Genomic DNA, 14,913 nt, shown 5'->3' on the forward strand with positions numbered 1-14,913 from the left:
CCACGGAGGCCACGAAGAGCACGAAGTTTTTTCTGTGAGGGCTTGTATAGCAGTCTTTGTGTACTTTGCGCTCTTTGTGGTTTGCTTTTTACCACGGAGACCGCGGGTTTCGGCGTTTTGCCCCTTCACAAAAGAAAATGGCCTGTTTTTGAGTTTGGATTAAAGTAGAAAGGCCGGAAGACGAGACCCCTGCGCCATGGTCGGAAGGAGAGGGGTAAAACGAAAAAAACCTCCGTCAGGAGGTTTTTTTAAAATGTCTTTCGTAAAACGAACTTACGCAGCAAGGCGGTTTACAAAACGAGCCAGTTTGGATTTTTGGTTGGCTGCCTTGTTTTTGTGAATAACATTTTTCTTCGCCAGGCGATCCAGCAAAGAAGAAACTGTTTTATATAGTTCACCCGCTACTTCTTTGTCGGTAGTCAAACGAAGTTTCTTGATGTAAGAACGGGTAGTTTTGTGCTGAAATCTGTTACGAAGGCGTTTTTTTTCGTTTGCCCGGATTCTTTTTTCTGCAGACTTGTGATTTGCCATTATATTCTCAGGTATTGTCTTTTTCTGAATTGGTCTGCAAAAGTAATCTTAAATTAACTTGTAACCAAGTATTTTGTTAAAAAATTACAGGGTGACCGGGCTTTTTCCGGGCTCGGCACCCGACGCAGAAGGTAGGTCCCTCCGGTGCACGTCACAGGGGTGTTACCAGCCTCCGGTAGCTTTCCGTCTTGGCCGGGTCCATAGAAGACAGCCAGGTGAAGGCCTTTTGTCTTTCCTCCTGGCTTCCTTCCCGCAGAACGTTGTAAAGCTCTTCCGTTTTTGCATCAAAAAAAGAGTTGAGCAGCAACGATCCTGGCCGGAGAAGCGCTACCTGGCGCATACCATTGAGCGCGGTCATGACTTCCCGCCTGCCTTTTGCCGGTGAATCCACAAGCACATCCAGACCCTGGCGGTGATATTGATAGAGACCCTCGCGATAGGGGATAAATTGCTGACTGTTCAGGTTTTCTATCAGCCAATAACGCGTACGCGCATCCGAGCCGCCGCTTCCCGGTGACCATGGGCGCTGGTAAGGCGACGCATTGCGGGCCAGGTTTGCCAGGTTAAACGCTTTCTGAATATAGGGCGAGCCCCCCAGTTTGCTGAACGAATCATAGTCAATGGCGAGTGCTATGTAGGCCAGGAAGGCAACCGAATACGACAGCTCGTCGGTATAACTGTTTTCATTGAAAAAATACGGTGTGTTAGGCAGGAACTGAAAATTGAAGTCCCGGTCTACGAAAGTGAACAAATTGGTCTCGTAGTTGGCGTTGAAAACCGGGCGGCTGACCGTAAAAACAGCCTGTGCCTGGTAGGAACCGACGCTGGGAGACTGTACAACGTTAATATTCAGGTTGCACTTGATACGTTCTTCCTGGGAGAACTGGTCGGTCGTCCAGCTTCTTTTATTGAGCAGGTCCGTTATATAGGTTTTCAGTTGTTGGATGACTTGCTGGTCAATGTTCCGGCCGGCCAATTGGTCGAAGCTTACATTGACCGTACAATTGAGCTCCTGCGCAGAGAGCCGGCCGTAACCCATCATAAAAACGAGCGCCAGAAACTTCAGGAGAATTGCTGTTCTTTTTGCCATTTGTTCAGAATTATTTCCAACAGGTCGTTTGCCACCTCGTTTTTAGGTTTCAGATCAAAGGTAGTTACGTTTTGCTCCCTGTCTATAACGCGTATTTTATTGGTTTCATGTCCAAACCCTGCCCCAGCATCCTTGAGTGAGTTCAGCACGACGAAATCGAAGTTTTTTTTCGCAAGCTTCGCTTTTGCGTTTTCAAGCTCATGCTGGGTTTCCAGTGCGAAGCCCATAAGCAGCTGATGGGATAGGCGGGACCGCCCGATCGTCGCGGCAATATCAATGGTTTTTACCAGGTCAAGCGACAGGGTATCGCCATCCTTTTTTATTTTTTCGGGTGCCTTGTGCGCGGGAGCATAGTCGGCGACAGCGGCTGCAAAAATGATCAGGTCAAATTTCTCGAACCGGGAAACCGTAGCCTCGTACATCTCGCGGGCAGATCGGACCGGCACAAATTCGGAGACTTCCGGTGCGGCCAGTTTGACCGGGCCTGCTATGACAGTAACCTCGCAGCCCGCATTGGAAAAAGCTTTGGCCAGCGCATACCCCATTTTGCCGGAGGAATGGTTGCTGATAAAGCGGACGGGATCAAGGTCTTCCTGTGTAGGCCCGGCGGTGATGAGTACTTTTTTACCTGCTGCTTCCGGGCGGGCGGAGAAATGGACGGTCAATACCTGCAATATTTCTTCAGGTTCGGCCATCCTGCCGGCGCCTGTCAATCCACTGGCCAGCTCACCGTAGCCGGGGTTGATAACCCGGTTGCCAAAAGAGCGGATGCGATCGAGGTTAGCCTGGGTGGCCGGGTGCTGAAGCATATCAAGGTCCATAGCAGGGGCGAAGTAAACGCCAGACCGCATAGAAAGATAAACCGCCTGGAGGAGGTCATCACAGATACCGTTCGCACACTTTGCCAATGTATGAGCGGTTGCAGGAGCAATCAGTAAAATGTCTGCCCATAGACCCAGCTCAACGTGATTGTTCCAGACACCGGTCTCCCGGTCTTCGAAAAAACTGCCAAGAACAGGGTTTTTGGAAAGTGTGGAAAGTGTGAGCGGGGTTACGAAATCGCGGGCAGAAGCTGTCATGATCACCCGTACTTCCGCACCTTCCTTTACGAGCAGGCGTACCAGGTGGCATACTTTGTAAGCGGCAATGCTACCGGTGACACCGATTAGTATTTTTTTTGATTGTAACGGTTTCATGGAGCTGTGGGCGATGAACGACAAGGGTTTAAGGACTGGCGGCTACTTTATAAAAAAGATCTTCAACTCGGCGCTCCCCCTCATGCCTGAACAGGCAAAAAGGCCGACCGGGATGCTGCGCCCCATTTTGGTTAAGGAACAGTTCTCGGGCAGCCTTTTCGGTCAATTACTGCACTTGGATGCCGGTTGAAAGCCCGGTGGGCCCCTCAGCCGGTTTATTGCTTACTTTTCAGCGTTTGTATTGCGATAGGCGCTGTAAGTACCGTCTTCCAAAAACTCGTCAATTGCCATGCTGCTCGCTTTCGGCATGCGCTCGTAGAATTTGGAGATTTCAATTTGCTCGCGGTTCTCGAAAACCTCTTCCAGATTATCAACACCTGATGCGAACTCAGCAAGTTTGTTGTTCAATTCCTCTTTCACCTTGCTCGAAATCTGACGGGAACGCTTTGAAATGATAGAAACCGACTCATAAAGGTTTCCTGTTTTTTCAGCGATACGATCTGTATCACGCGTGATTATCGATGGATTTGTTGCCATTTTTCTACCTGTTGTATTCTGTTGTTCTTCGATTCTTACTTATTGTTCCGCGGCTGACTGGCCGAGGTTGATATCCTGGCAGGGGAATTCGGGTCGTTGTCCTGCAGCTCCTTCTGCTTTTTGATTTCTTCTTCGATCTTGATGATCTTCTCTATTTCTTTCTGGCTTTCATTATACAGCTTCTCGGCGCTGCGTCCGTAGCTGCTTTGCGGGTATTTGTCTACAAACGCCCGATAAAAGGTAAGCACATCCAGGTAGCGCTCTTTCTGTTTGTTCGGAAGGCTGCTCTTGGCCAGGTTGTACTGGGCGTCTACTTTCAGGTATGCCAGCTCCTCGTTGTATCCCGAATCGGGAAAGTCCTTTTGAAAGTTGGTGATGGCAATGACCGAAGATTTCAGTGAATAGAATTGAAAATCGCTGATCTTATAGTAGAGCTTGGCTTTTTCATAGGCCTTCAATTCCAGCTTTTGCCGGAGCTCCAGGATGTACTTGGTACATTCATCCTGAAAGGGGCTGTCCGGGTATCGGTTCACAAAGTCCTGAAGCGCTGAAATGGCAGTCATGGTATTGGACTGGTCCAAACTGGCCGGTGGAGAATCCTTGTAAAGCGAAAACGCATGCATGTAATAGGCTTCGAGCGCATAAGAGCTGCGTGCGTAGGTATCGTAAAACTTCTTGAAAAGAAACTGGCTGGAAGAATAGAGCCCCTGGTGATATTGGCAATAAGCATTGTAGAATTCGGCCAGCTCGGCCTCGGTGCCGCCTTTCAAAAGCGGGATGAGCTCCTCAAAGAGGAGGCCTGCTTTGTAGTACTCTGCTTTTTTGTAGTACTCAAGCGCCGCACTGTATTTTTCCTGTTGCGTACCGTTTTTCTGAAGTTTAGAAAACTTAGAACAGGAAGCCAGCAACAAAAGGCTTGCCAATACGAAAAGGTATTGCCTCAATTTAGTCTTTTGCATAAGTACGCAAAGGTAATGAAAATAATATTGGAAGAAGCAAAGAATCAGTGGCCAAGGTGTTATTTATTGATGATGCCTGACCAGTAGTTTCTTTGTGGCAACCTTCTGTCCGTCTACCGTTAGCTGGTAGAAATAGACCCCGTTCGGGAGCTGGCGGGTGTCTACATGGAGCTGTTGAGATTGGCGATTAAGCGAATATTCCTTTACGGTTGCTCCCAGTACATTATATAGCGAGACTTTTGCATCTTTTATGTCGAGCCCCATATTGTATTGGAGCAATGCATATTCATTTGCCGGGTTCGGATAAAGGTTTTTAACCGCGATCCGATCGTTTACATACAGGTTTTCGTTCTCCTGGCTGCTGTTTTCAAAACTAACCGGCTTCGGCGACATAGCCTGAGGCGCCGAAACTTCACTGGTTTCTACCTCTCGGCCATCTTCGCTGAGCGCAGCGGTGTCATGGGCGTTGCCAAAAAGAAGTGTCCGGTAATACGTGCTGACTGCCGACGATTTTTCCAGGATAAGCGGCTGATTGCTTACTTTGTAAGGAGAAAAAGACAACGGAGATTTACGATTCGGAACAGTCGGTTTATTCTTTCCGGCCATATTGAGACGGCTTCCTTTTTCCTGCGCATATACGCTACTGGTCGCGATTGCTCCCAATAGAAGAATATACAGGAAATAGAATATGTGTCTCATTGCCTAAAAGTTTTTCAATAGCTATTCAATTTTTTTCTGTTCCAAAAACACTTTCCGACCTGGTGACCGGAGCAGTTGCCCGAGCTGCCCCGTGTCTCTTTTAGTACAAAAATATACACTGCTTCGTATAAAATCAAAAAAAACAGGTATCCATTTAATAAATATTAACATTTTTCGTTATCTCGCCTTCCGCTTTTCTTCAGGTATTTTTGCTGCGGTCTGCCAGGTAGTTACTTCCTTGGTCGGCTTTTGTTCAATGCGCCATTGAAATCCTTCCAGCTCGCGTTCGCCCTGTCTGATCAGGTGCGGCGGTATAAGCCGGCCGTCCGGTCGCCCCAGAAAAGCAATCCGCTGCACCTTGTCTTCGGCGAATCTTATGTTCATTTTCCCGCATAGCACACGATTAAGGCCGATCAGCGTTTCTTTGTCATCCATCGCATAATAGATGCTTTCGCCGTTGCCGTCCACGTCAACTCGCTCCACTTTGCTTCTCTTGTCGAAATAAGCCAGGATGACTCGCCCTTTTACCTGGTTGTACTGTTTGATAAGGCTGTCTTCCGAAATAACAAATGAGTTTCCCCTCAGGTGCATTTTATTGATCTTGCTGTTGACCAGCCAGACGGTAATCGAATCGGCCTCCAGTTGGTTGAGGTCGCCCCACAATACCGGTTTCTTGTAAAAGTTGATAATAGAGTCTGCGTTGTTGTAGGTCAGCGAGTCGCAAATGCCCTGGAAGTCGGTTTTATAGATGAATACATTGCGGTCGGCAATCATCTTCCTGGTGCTGTCTTCCCTGTTTTCGATTGAATACAGGGTGTCGGCCCTGATAAAGAGCGTATCCCGGGAGAGAATGGTCTTTACGAGCGCCTGGCCGAATACTTTTGAGAAACCTTCGCCGCCGCGGTACATCGCTTCGTTGCCCGTAAGTATGGTGCTGTCTTTTTTGGCGATCATTTCAACCCGGCCGCGTGCATACCCCTTTTTGTTGGGCTCGTCATAGTAAAGCGAATCTCCGGTGAGGGTATAAGACTCGTTATCTACAGTGGTCCGCGTATCGAAAATGGATTCCCCTGTCTCGGTATTGTGCTTGCCTTTTTTGCCGATCAGCACCCCGTCCTTATTGGCTATTTTTGTGTTTCCTTTAAAGAAAGTCCACTTCGTAAGGGATTGAAACAATAGCGTATCGGTGGTAAGGGTGTATTTGGGACTCACCAGCTTTACATTCTGGTAATACGTGTACTCTTTGTTCCTGACATTGTAGAAGCCGGTATTGCTGGTCAGTGTGTCTGACTTGTCTACGGTGATACCCGGCGTCTTATAGCTCGCAATGCCGTTCATCATATCGTACTCCAGCCTTCGGGAAGTCAGCGTACGGGTAGCATCTATGAGCTGGGCCTTGCGCCCGAGCATGATCGCAAGTTTGGTATTCCCGAAATAGTGGAGGGTGTCGCCCGTAACCGTAACGGTATCTCCCTGCACTATTTTAACCCGGCCATAGGCTTCTATAAAATTCGACAACACGTGCTGGGTAGCGCTGTCGCAATACATAACCGCCCCTTCATGCCTGAGTTTTACGTTTTGCTTCAGTTTCCTGGTTTCACCGGCCTCATTGCTGATAATCGTCAGGTCTTCGGCTGAAATTATTTCAACAATTTTACTCGTGTCGGCAGGCGCCTGGCTCTTGCCGAGCAGGGGAATGAGGAGTGCGAGCGTTATGTAGAGATATCTGATCATTTCTTTTTTAGAGACGCAGGAAGTCTTAAATTGGTTGCAATCCCATTGTGTTTTTATTTTGCACAAAATCCCGCGCAAAAATAACGACTGTAAGAAGATGCGTTTATGTTATCATCATTTTTAACAGAATCTGACCTCCTGGCCGGCCCCGATCACCCGGGGCGTATTTTGCTGGCCGTAAGCGGCGGTGTTGATTCCGTGGTGATGGCCCACCTTTACCGGGCAGCCGGAAGGGACTGCGCGGTTGCCCACTGTAATTTTAACCTGAGAGGCGAGGCCTCGGACGCTGATGCCAGGCTGGTGAGGCAGTTATCAAAAGATTTTGGGTTTACTTATCACGAGATTACGTTTCAAACCAGGGAGTACGCCGAAAAGTGGAAGTTATCTACGCAAATGGCCGCCCGAAGACTGCGATATGAGTGGTTTTCAGAGCTGGCTGACACATATGCCTACGATCTGATCGCGGTTGCCCATCATGCCGACGACCAGGTAGAGACGGTGCTGCTCAACCTGGTTCGGGGGGCAGGTGTAAAGGGACTAAGGGGCATGCTCCCCCGGAACGGCAGGATAATAAGACCGCTGCTGAATTTCAGCCGCGGACAGATTGAGCAGTATGCTGCAGAAAATGGTTTGGTATGGCGGGAGGATCAGTCGAACCGCGACGTTTATTACCGCAGAAACCGGATCCGTCAAGAAGTGGTACCCGTATTGAGAAAAATCAATCCTTCATTGACTTCCACGGTCGGCAACGTTGCCGAACGGGTGAGAGGGGCAGAACTTTTGCTCGAGCATGCGCTGGTGTCCTGGGAGAAAGAAGCGGTTTCGGAGCACGACGGCGAAATTCGCATAGAGATCGATGCGGTAAGGAATGCGGTTTCACCGGCTTTCCAACTTCACAGAATCGTGGAACCTTTCGGATTTTCTTACAGGCAGGCGAAGGAGATCGCCGGGACGCTGGACGGTTTATCCGGCAAGATCTTTTTATCGGCCACCCACCGGATTGTCAAAGACCGTAATACGCTGATTCTTGCCGGAATTGAGCGGGAGACGGCATTGACGGATCGTAGGGAAATTGAGGTAGTCTATTTTGAAAAACCTGAGAATTTTGAAGCCCGGGCAACGGGCAATGTGGCCTATTTCGATGCCGACAGGCTGCACCTGCCGCTGGCGCTCAGAAATTGGGAACCCGGTGACGCCTTCAGTCCTTACGGGATGAAAGGTCGGAAAAAGAAGGTCTCGGATCTGCTGATTGACCTCAAAATAGACCTTGTGGCGAAGAGCAGAGTGAGAGTTCTGACAGACCGTGAGGGGTGTATCGTCTGGCTGGTAGGCATCAGGGGGGGGCACGCAGCACGCGTAACGCCCGAAACTACCAGGATTGCGAAAGTGAGCATTTCAGAAGGGTAGACTTCCTAGGTCCACGTTCCCGCCGGTCAGTATCACGCCCAGTTTCTTCCCGCGGAACAAACCCTTGTACTTGATTACTGCGGCCAGCGCGACTACCCCGGAAGGCTCGACAACGATTTTTAAACGCTCCCAAATCCATTTCATAGTCTCGATAATGTCAGCGTCCGTAACGGTTACAATGTCGGTTACGTGTTCCTGTATGACCGCGAAAGTTTTGTCGCCCAAAGTAGTAAGAAGCCCGTCGGCGATGGTTTTGACAAATGGCGCGTTGGTAATCTCACCTTTCTGGAAAGAAAGAATAGCATCGGCTGCGCCCTCGGGTTCTCCGGCAATCACCCTAGTTCCGGCGGCGTAATAATGAGCCGAAAGGGCAGTGCCGCTCAGCAGTCCGCCGCCTCCGACCGGGCAAAGCAGAAAATCGGGATCTTCGTCGAGGTCTTCTATCAGTTCTTTGGCGGCTGTGGCCTGGCCGGCAATTACCCGGTAATCGTTGTACGGGTGTACAAAAACAGCGCCGGTTTCATGCTGAAGCTGATCCGCTGCCTTTTGCCTTGCCTGCGGGGTATTCTCGCAAAAGCTTACCGCTGCGCCATATCCCCGGACTGCATCGATTTTGACCCGGGGCGAGTTTTCCGGCATGACAATATAGGCGGGGATGCCGGCTACCTGGCATGCATAGGCGACTCCCTGGGCATGGTTGCCCGAAGAATGTGCAACAATACCATTTTTTCGCTCCTCCGGGGAAAGAGAAAGCACGGCGTTCAATGCGCCCCGGGCCTTGAACGCACCGACTTTCTGAAGGTTTTCCGGCTTCAGGAAAATCTCCGCACCGGCCAACAGGTTCAGCTGCTTTGAAGTCAGCACCGGCGTACGGTGAATGTAAGGCCGGATGCGCTCGTGCGCTGCGTCGATTTCATTTGCTGTCGGGAAAGTCATCACTCAGGTGAACCAGTGTCTGATAAATTCAAGCCTATAAACCAGCAGGGTAAAAATGACGCCCCAGACGAGCCCGCTCAACAGCATCCACAAAAAGCTACCCTTGCGCGACGCCCTGAAAGCCACCAGCAGTGCGCTTCCGAGCGGAGGGGTGAATAATGCCGGTGTAAGAAATGCAATACCCTTTGTACCGAAGCCCCGCCAAACTTTCACCGCGAGACGGTTGAAGCGCGTAAAGCGTTTTGGCTTGCTTTTCCGGACAGAGGCCATATAGTTTCGGACAGAGGTGCCAGCATAGTTGATCAGTACCACGGTGAACATCATCCCTATGGTGGAGCAAAGCGCGGTTTCGGTCCAGTGAAGTCCTAAAGCAAACCCGGTAAAAGTCCCGCCGAGGTATTTCAGGGTACTGGCCAACGCGACTGCCAGATACTTACTCAGCAAATTTACATCCAGCATTTCCGATTGTTGACTAGTTCTAACGCTTTGGCCCTGGTCTCCGTATCTGTCTGAACATAATCCGAAAGGGTTGGGTTCTGAATATAATCAATTTTGCCCGTTATTTTTTCAATCAGCTCGGGGATCTCCAAAAATGATATTTCATCCCTGAGAAATGCCGCGACCGCAACCTCGTTGGCGGCGTTGATCACACAGGGGCGGTTGCCGCCTTTTTCAAGCGATTCATAGGCGATACGCAGGCAGGGGAACGTTTCCGTATCGGGTTTTTCAAATGTGAAGGTCGGGTAATCCAGGAAATTGAAACGCGGGAAATTAGAGGAAAGCCGGCCCGGAAAATGAAGCGCGTACTGGATGGGAAGGCGCATATCCGGTAATCCGAGCTGCGCTTTAATGCTGCCGTCCTGGAACTGCACCATGGAATGAATGATGCTTTGCGGATGCACGACCACGTCAATCTGCGCGGGCATGACACCGAACAACCAGCGGGCTTCAATTACTTCGAGGCCCTTGTTCATCAGTGTTGCGGAGTCAATGGTGATCTTTGCACCCATTGACCAGTTGGGATGCTTCAGCGCCTGGGCTTTGGTGACGGTAGAAAGGAATTCGCGGCTTTTGCCCCGGAAAGGCCCGCCGGAGGCAGTCAGGATTATTTTGTCCACATCGCGCTCGTTTTCCCCGATCAGGCATTGATAAATCGCGGAGTGCTCCGAGTCCACCGGGTAAATGGAAACCTGGTGCTCCAAAGCCATCCGGGCGATCAGCTCGCCGGCAACGACCATGGTTTCCTTGTTGGCCAGCGCAATATGCTTGCCGGCCTCGATAGCTCTTACCGTCGGCAGCAGCCCGGCGTAGCCTACCAGGGCGGTAAGTACCATATCGGCTTCGCACTGGCCCGCCAGGTCGGCAATTGCAGCATCACCCTTGTATACCTTTATGCCGAGGGGGGAAAGGGCCTCCGATACTTTTGAATGAAGCGCCTCATTCCCGATAACGACTTCCTTCGGGCGAAATTTCCGGGCTTGTTCGACCAGGAGATCGGCGTTTTGTTGCGCCGTCAGTACTTCTACAGAAAAGAGGTTCGGATGATGGCTGACGACCTCCAGGGCCTGGGTGCCGATTGAACCGGTCGAACCCAATATTGCAATTCGTTTGATACTCATTCTTAATCCGTTTTTTTCCACTGCGCGAGTTTTTCGGCAATGACGCGGTCGTTTGACAGCCGCGGGACTTTGTTCTGGCCGCCGAGCTTTCCCTCGCTGCGCATGTAGTCAACAAAGGCGTTTTCCCGCAGCGGGGTGATTACCAGTTTTCGGAGGATGTTCCCCGTGATCAGGTCATCGTAGTAAATATTCAGCCTGGTCATGGCAGCATCCAGGTCATCGCGGAACTTTTCCGGGTCTTTCGGAGGGCGCGCGAAATCGATCAGCCATTCATGATAGGGGAGGCCTTCCGCCGGAGTTACCATGGGCGCTACGGTAAACTCAGTTACGACCGTTTCCGGATGCCGTTCCATGGCATGTTTCAGCGCTTTTTCAACTTCATCCCCGATCACGTGCTCGCCGAAAGCGGAAATGAAGTGTTTGACACGGCCGGAAACTACGATGCGGTAGGGGTTGGTAGAGACAAACTTCACGGTATCCCCGATGGAATACCCCCAGAGGCCGGCATTGTTGTTGATGACCAGCGCATAACTTTTGCCGGTTTCTACCTCCTGCAGCCTCAGGCGCTGCGGGTTATCGGAAAAATAGCTGTCCAGTGGGATAAACTCAAAAAAGATACCGGTGTTGAGGAGCAGCAGCAATCCTTCGTCTTCCTGGCTGTCCTGGTAGGCGATAAAACCCTCTGAAGCGGGGTAGGTCTCGATCGAGTCGACGGGTTTTCCGATTGATTCGAAAAGGCGTGCGCGGTAGGGTTCAAAATTGACTCCACCGTAAATAAGCAGAGAGAAATCGGGAAATACATCCTTGATAGGTCTTCCGGTGCGCTGGATGATTCTGTCGAAATACATTTGCATCCAGGGCGGAATCCCCGAGATTAATCCCATTTCCTGGTGGAGGGTTTCGTCGATAATCTTCTCGAGTTTGGTCTCCCAGTCTTCAATGCAATTCGTTTCATAGCTGGGCAGCTGGTTGCTTCTCAGGTAAGCCGGAACGTGGTGGTTGGAAATGCCGGAAAGGCGGCCGGTTTTTATGCCGCTGGTTTCGGTGAGAACAGGGCTGCCGGACAAAAAAATAAGTCCCTTGTCAAGGAAACCGGACTTTCCTGTTTGGTTGATATAACTCAGAATGGCGTTACGTGCCGAGTCAATATGGTTGCTGATCGAATCGCCCGAAATGGGGATGTACTTGGTGCCTGACGTTGTACCCGAAGTCTTGGCAAAATACAATGGACGACCGGGCCAGAGCACATGTTCCTCGCCCTTTTTGATACGCTCGATATAAGGCTTCAGACCTTCATAGTCACGTATGGGAACCGCCTGCCTGAAGTCGTCATAAGTACGGACTTCCGCAAAGCGGTGATCCGCTCCGAATTGTGTCGGAATGGCTGTTTTAACGAGTTTTGACAGCCATTTTTTCTGAAATTCCACCGGGTCTTCTATCCAGCGTGATTCCTGATTGGCTATAAACCGGGCCAATGGCCTGCTTAAATTTGATCGAATGCCCATGGTGCAAAGGTAACGAGTATTTAGAAATTAGGCCGAAAATGACAACTTCTTAAAAAAGTATTAGAGAACGCCTGAAATCTAAAAATACACTTTGATTGTATCTAATTATCTTTATTTTTGCAAACCATAATACAGGAAGAAAGAATAATTAGGATTTAAGGATGGGGTTATTTGATTTTTTGACTAGTGATATAGCGATCGATTTGGGTACGGCCAATACCCTGATTATACATAAAGATGAAATTGTAGTCGACGAACCGTCTATCATTGCGATCGACAAAATGAGCGGCAAGATATTGGCAATTGGTCATAAAGCCATGCAGATGCATGAAAAAACCAATGAAAATATCAAGACGATCCGGCCGCTCCGCGATGGAGTAATAGCCGACTTTACGGCTGCTGAAATGATGATTCGCGGCATGATCAAAATGATCGGGCCGGGCAGCCGCTTTTTCTCTCCTTCGCACCGGATGGTGGTATGTATTCCCTCGGGAATCACCGAAGTGGAAAAGCGTGCCGTAAAAGACTCCTGCGACCATGCCGGGGCAAAAGAGGTGTACATGGTACATGAGCCTATTGCCGCCGCAATCGGTATCGGGATTGATATTACACAGCCCAACGGGGTCATGATCGTCGATATTGGCGGAGGGACTACCGAAATTGCGGTAATTGCCCTTTCCGGTATCGTCTGTGAGCAGTCTGCACGTATTGCCGGCGATGTATTTACGCGGGATATCGTGGATTATATGCGCCGTGAACACAATCTCCTGATCGGGGAACGTTCTGCGGAAATGATCAAAATGTCGATCGGCTCCGCGCTTCCCGAGCTTGAAAATCCCCCGGCAGACTACGAAATCCGTGGCCGCGACCTGATGACGGGAATTCCGAAAGAGATAAAAGTCGGGTACAGTGAAATTGCTTATTCGCTCGATAAATCGATTTCCAAGATTGAGGATGCGGTCATGAAAGCACTCGAGATTTCTCCGCCCGAGCTTTCTGCGGATATATACAAGAATGGTATCTATCTCACCGGCGGCGGGGCTCTTATCCATGGGCTTGCCAAGCGCATAGCCGGTAAAACAAAGCTTCCGGTCCATGTGGCCGATGAGCCGCTGAAGGCCGTAGTACGCGGAACTGGTGAAGTATTGAAGAACCTAGAATTGTATAAACCGGTTCTCATGACCTGACGACGGCCTGAGACCCAGCCGTCCAATGTCACAGTTATTTGCGTTTATCTCGCGACACCGGAGTTTTATTTTTTTTGTTTTTCTGCAAGTGGTTTGCTTCCGGTTGTTGGTCGGGAGCAATACATCCTGGGGGGTGTTGTATTTTAACACTTCCAACTGGTATGTGGCTTCGGTTCTGGGGTTTGCCAATACGGTAAAAGAGTATGTCGGTATGCGTGAAGTGAACCGTCAGCTTGCCGAAGAAAATGTAAGGCTGAACCAGGAGTTGACCAGGTTGCTACAGGAGAGGCCGGTACAGGCTCCGGCCGGCTATATTCCCGATTCTACGTTCGCTTCCCGATATGAATATACGTTGGCTAAGGTTATTGATATCCAGACCAATATGGCCAACAATTACCTGACGATCGATAAGGGGAGCCTGGACGGGATTGCACCGGGCATGGGTGTTATCTCCGCGACAGGCGTAGTGGGCAAGGTACTGCATTGTTCGCCCAGGATGTCGGTGGTGACGTCCATTTTACACAGTCGTTTCATGGTGTCGACCGAGCTGCCCGGGAGCGGGGAAATCGGCACGGTAGTCTGGAACGGGAAAAATGTAGATGAAGTAAAGCTGCTGGATATTTCGCGTTTTAAAAAGGTAGAAGTCGGCGATACTGCCTATACTTCGGGCTATAACCAGGTTTTTCCGCCCGGTGTTATCGTAGGGTTTGTGAAAAAAGTCGAGTCGCCTTCCAGTGAGGCTTCTTATAACATTGATCTCCGGCTCTCCACCGATTTCAGAACGCTCGGGTACGTATATGTCATCAAGAACCACATGCTCCCGGATTTGGAGCGTCTGAAAGAAAACGCCGATCGCCAGCCATGAGTCTCAGGAACGCACTTTTCTACACTTTCAGTCTGCTTTTCTGCCTTATCGTGCAGATCCTGTTCCTGCGGGACCTGGTCCTGTTTAATTATGCATTCTGCTTTCTTTATATAGGGGCCATCCTGGTATTGCCGCCGGAGATGGACAAGATGCTGTACCTGCTCATCGCTTTTCTCACCGGTATCGTGCTCGACATGTTCATGAATACCCTGGGACTTCATGCTTCGGCGACCGTGGCGGTTGCCTATGCGCGGAGCTTTGTGATAGATCGCCAGGCGCGGCTGAGCGGCGAAGAGCTGGTCACGCTCTCGCTGAGGCGGGTGGGCTTTGTCGTCTTTACGCGGGTTGTTTTTCCGCTTGTGCTGCTGCACTCCGCCATGCTGTTTTTAATAGAGGCCAATTCGCTCAATCTCATTCTCTATACGGTGATCAGAATCGTGGCCAGCAGTGTTTTTACGATGACGGGCATCCTCATCTGGCAATCTTTCGTAAAACAATAGAAGCTGCCAAATTGACGGGATATCCTACCTGGCGCGAGTTTTTTACTTACCACTACTCGAGTTGACAACTAGTGAAAAAGTAACTCTTGGGCAATTGTCACCTTGTTTCAGACGTTAAGTTTTATAAGTTCGAGTGACATTTTTATGA

16 protein-coding genes are annotated in these 14,913 nt (G+C 50.0%); 5 read left to right on the forward strand and 11 right to left on the reverse strand.

Annotation, left to right across the window (positions count from 1 at the left end; all coding sequences use genetic code 11):
* Positions 1 to 273: 273 nt before the first annotated feature.
* From rpsT to coaBC, 3 genes are all read right to left on the reverse strand, one after another.
* On the reverse strand, positions 274 to 531 hold the full coding sequence (gene rpsT, locus ABD852_RS17650) for a 30S ribosomal protein S20 (protein WP_345031320.1): 258 nt from the start codon (positions 529 to 531) through the stop codon (positions 274 to 276).
* 151 nt (positions 532 to 682) lie between these two features.
* On the reverse strand, positions 683 to 1,621 hold the full coding sequence (gene porD / locus ABD852_RS17655; RefSeq protein WP_345031321.1) for a type IX secretion system protein PorD: 939 nt from the start codon (positions 1,619 to 1,621) through the stop codon (positions 683 to 685).
* Positions 1,594 to 2,817 carry a bifunctional phosphopantothenoylcysteine decarboxylase/phosphopantothenate--cysteine ligase CoaBC gene (gene coaBC, locus ABD852_RS17660; protein WP_345031322.1) on the reverse strand — a complete coding sequence of 408 codons (1,224 nt, stop codon included), beginning with the start codon at positions 2,815 to 2,817 and terminating at the stop codon, positions 1,594 to 1,596. Before coaBC ends, porD begins: the two co-directional genes overlap by 28 nt.
* On the opposite strand from coaBC, the gene ABD852_RS17665 reads away from it, so the two are divergent.
* Entirely contained in the window at positions 2,816 to 3,007 is a 192-nt protein-coding gene (locus tag ABD852_RS17665) for a hypothetical protein (RefSeq protein WP_345031323.1), read from the forward strand. The genes coaBC and ABD852_RS17665 overlap by 2 nt on opposite strands.
* Positions 3,008 to 3,039: 32 nt before the next feature.
* Here ABD852_RS17665 and ABD852_RS17670 read toward each other — a convergent pair whose 3' ends face one another.
* The 4 genes from ABD852_RS17670 to ABD852_RS17685 all read right to left on the reverse strand — a co-directional run bounded on the left by ABD852_RS17670 (position 3,040) and on the right by ABD852_RS17685 (position 6,746).
* Positions 3,040 to 3,354, reverse strand: a complete 315-nt coding sequence (locus ABD852_RS17670) for a DNA-directed RNA polymerase subunit omega (protein ID WP_345031324.1) — start codon at positions 3,352 to 3,354, stop codon at positions 3,040 to 3,042.
* Positions 3,355 to 3,389: 35 nt separating this feature from the next.
* Complete coding sequence (locus ABD852_RS17675) at positions 3,390 to 4,313, reverse strand: outer membrane protein assembly factor BamD (RefSeq protein WP_345031325.1); 924 nt, start codon at positions 4,311 to 4,313, stop codon at positions 3,390 to 3,392.
* Positions 4,314 to 4,376: 63 nt separating this feature from the next.
* Positions 4,377 to 5,012 (reverse strand): T9SS type A sorting domain-containing protein, encoded by a 636-nt coding sequence (locus tag ABD852_RS17680; protein WP_345031326.1) that lies wholly within the window; start codon positions 5,010 to 5,012, stop codon positions 4,377 to 4,379.
* 177 nt (positions 5,013 to 5,189) lie between these two features.
* Positions 5,190 to 6,746 (reverse strand): OstA-like protein, encoded by a 1,557-nt coding sequence (locus ABD852_RS17685; RefSeq protein ID WP_345031327.1) that lies wholly within the window; start codon positions 6,744 to 6,746, stop codon positions 5,190 to 5,192.
* Between the two features lie 105 nt (positions 6,747 to 6,851).
* On the opposite strand from ABD852_RS17685, the gene tilS reads away from it, so the two are divergent.
* Positions 6,852 to 8,153, forward strand: coding sequence for a tRNA lysidine(34) synthetase TilS (gene tilS / locus ABD852_RS17690; protein ID WP_345031328.1), 1,302 nt, complete (start codon positions 6,852 to 6,854; stop codon positions 8,151 to 8,153).
* Here tilS and ABD852_RS17695 read toward each other — a convergent pair.
* Genes ABD852_RS17695 through ABD852_RS17710 form a run of 4 tightly spaced genes read right to left on the reverse strand, consistent with a single transcriptional unit; the run spans position 8,142 to position 12,213 of the window.
* Complete coding sequence (locus tag ABD852_RS17695; protein WP_345031329.1) at positions 8,142 to 9,089, reverse strand: threonine ammonia-lyase; 948 nt, start codon at positions 9,087 to 9,089, stop codon at positions 8,142 to 8,144. The genes tilS and ABD852_RS17695 overlap by 12 nt on opposite strands.
* 3 nt (positions 9,090 to 9,092) lie before the next feature.
* Positions 9,093 to 9,548: a hypothetical protein gene (locus ABD852_RS17700; protein WP_345031330.1), complete on the reverse strand. Its 456-nt coding sequence runs from the start codon at positions 9,546 to 9,548 to the stop codon at positions 9,093 to 9,095.
* A complete protein-coding gene (locus ABD852_RS17705) occupies positions 9,536 to 10,708 on the reverse strand; it encodes a 1-deoxy-D-xylulose-5-phosphate reductoisomerase (RefSeq protein ID WP_345031331.1) in 1,173 nt (390 codons plus the stop codon). Before ABD852_RS17705 ends, ABD852_RS17700 begins: the two co-directional genes overlap by 13 nt.
* A gap of 2 nt (positions 10,709 to 10,710) precedes the next feature.
* Positions 10,711 to 12,213 (reverse strand): GH3 auxin-responsive promoter family protein, encoded by a 1,503-nt coding sequence (locus ABD852_RS17710; protein WP_345031332.1) that lies wholly within the window; start codon positions 12,211 to 12,213, stop codon positions 10,711 to 10,713.
* Between the two features lie 161 nt (positions 12,214 to 12,374).
* Between ABD852_RS17710 and ABD852_RS17715 the strand changes: the two genes are divergently transcribed.
* The 3 genes from ABD852_RS17715 to ABD852_RS17725 are packed head-to-tail and all read left to right on the forward strand — an operon-like array spanning position 12,375 to position 14,765.
* Complete coding sequence (locus ABD852_RS17715) at positions 12,375 to 13,400, forward strand: rod shape-determining protein (RefSeq protein WP_345031333.1); 1,026 nt, start codon at positions 12,375 to 12,377, stop codon at positions 13,398 to 13,400.
* Positions 13,401 to 13,425: 25 nt separating this feature from the next.
* Positions 13,426 to 14,265: a rod shape-determining protein MreC gene (gene mreC / locus ABD852_RS17720; RefSeq protein ID WP_345031334.1), complete on the forward strand. Its 840-nt coding sequence runs from the start codon at positions 13,426 to 13,428 to the stop codon at positions 14,263 to 14,265.
* Entirely contained in the window at positions 14,262 to 14,765 is a 504-nt protein-coding gene (locus tag ABD852_RS17725) for a hypothetical protein (RefSeq protein ID WP_345031335.1), read from the forward strand. Before mreC ends, ABD852_RS17725 begins: the two co-directional genes overlap by 4 nt.
* Positions 14,766 to 14,913: the final 148 nt, after the last annotated feature.

Source organism: Ravibacter arvi, assembly GCF_039540405.1.
GTDB lineage: Bacteria > Bacteroidota > Bacteroidia > Cytophagales > Spirosomataceae > Ravibacter > Ravibacter arvi.

What these genes read in the sequence shown, in the direction of transcription:
- mreC (WP_345031334.1), top strand. Translation starts at nt 13,426, where the DNA reads ATGTCACAGTTATTTGCGTTTATCTCGCGACACCGGAGTTTTATTTTT.
- ABD852_RS17695 (WP_345031329.1), bottom strand. Translation starts at nt 9,089, where the DNA reads ATGACTTTCCCGACAGCAAATGAAATCGACGCAGCGCACGAGCGCATC.
- porD (WP_345031321.1), bottom strand. Translation starts at nt 1,621, where the DNA reads ATGGCAAAAAGAACAGCAATTCTCCTGAAGTTTCTGGCGCTCGTTTTT.
- ABD852_RS17680 (WP_345031326.1), bottom strand. Translation starts at nt 5,012, where the DNA reads ATGAGACACATATTCTATTTCCTGTATATTCTTCTATTGGGAGCAATC.
- ABD852_RS17705 (WP_345031331.1), bottom strand. Translation starts at nt 10,708, where the DNA reads ATGAGTATCAAACGAATTGCAATATTGGGTTCGACCGGTTCAATCGGC.
- ABD852_RS17665 (WP_345031323.1), top strand. Translation starts at nt 2,816, where the DNA reads ATGGAGCTGTGGGCGATGAACGACAAGGGTTTAAGGACTGGCGGCTAC.
- ABD852_RS17685 (WP_345031327.1), bottom strand. Translation starts at nt 6,746, where the DNA reads ATGATCAGATATCTCTACATAACGCTCGCACTCCTCATTCCCCTGCTC.
- ABD852_RS17670 (WP_345031324.1), bottom strand. Translation starts at nt 3,354, where the DNA reads ATGGCAACAAATCCATCGATAATCACGCGTGATACAGATCGTATCGCT.
- tilS (WP_345031328.1), top strand. Translation starts at nt 6,852, where the DNA reads ATGTTATCATCATTTTTAACAGAATCTGACCTCCTGGCCGGCCCCGAT.
- ABD852_RS17725 (WP_345031335.1), top strand. Translation starts at nt 14,262, where the DNA reads ATGAGTCTCAGGAACGCACTTTTCTACACTTTCAGTCTGCTTTTCTGC.
- coaBC (WP_345031322.1), bottom strand. Translation starts at nt 2,817, where the DNA reads ATGAAACCGTTACAATCAAAAAAAATACTAATCGGTGTCACCGGTAGC.
- rpsT (WP_345031320.1), bottom strand. Translation starts at nt 531, where the DNA reads ATGGCAAATCACAAGTCTGCAGAAAAAAGAATCCGGGCAAACGAAAAA.
- ABD852_RS17675 (WP_345031325.1), bottom strand. Translation starts at nt 4,313, where the DNA reads ATGCAAAAGACTAAATTGAGGCAATACCTTTTCGTATTGGCAAGCCTT.
- ABD852_RS17710 (WP_345031332.1), bottom strand. Translation starts at nt 12,213, where the DNA reads ATGGGCATTCGATCAAATTTAAGCAGGCCATTGGCCCGGTTTATAGCC.
- ABD852_RS17715 (WP_345031333.1), top strand. Translation starts at nt 12,375, where the DNA reads ATGGGGTTATTTGATTTTTTGACTAGTGATATAGCGATCGATTTGGGT.
- ABD852_RS17700 (WP_345031330.1), bottom strand. Translation starts at nt 9,548, where the DNA reads ATGCTGGATGTAAATTTGCTGAGTAAGTATCTGGCAGTCGCGTTGGCC.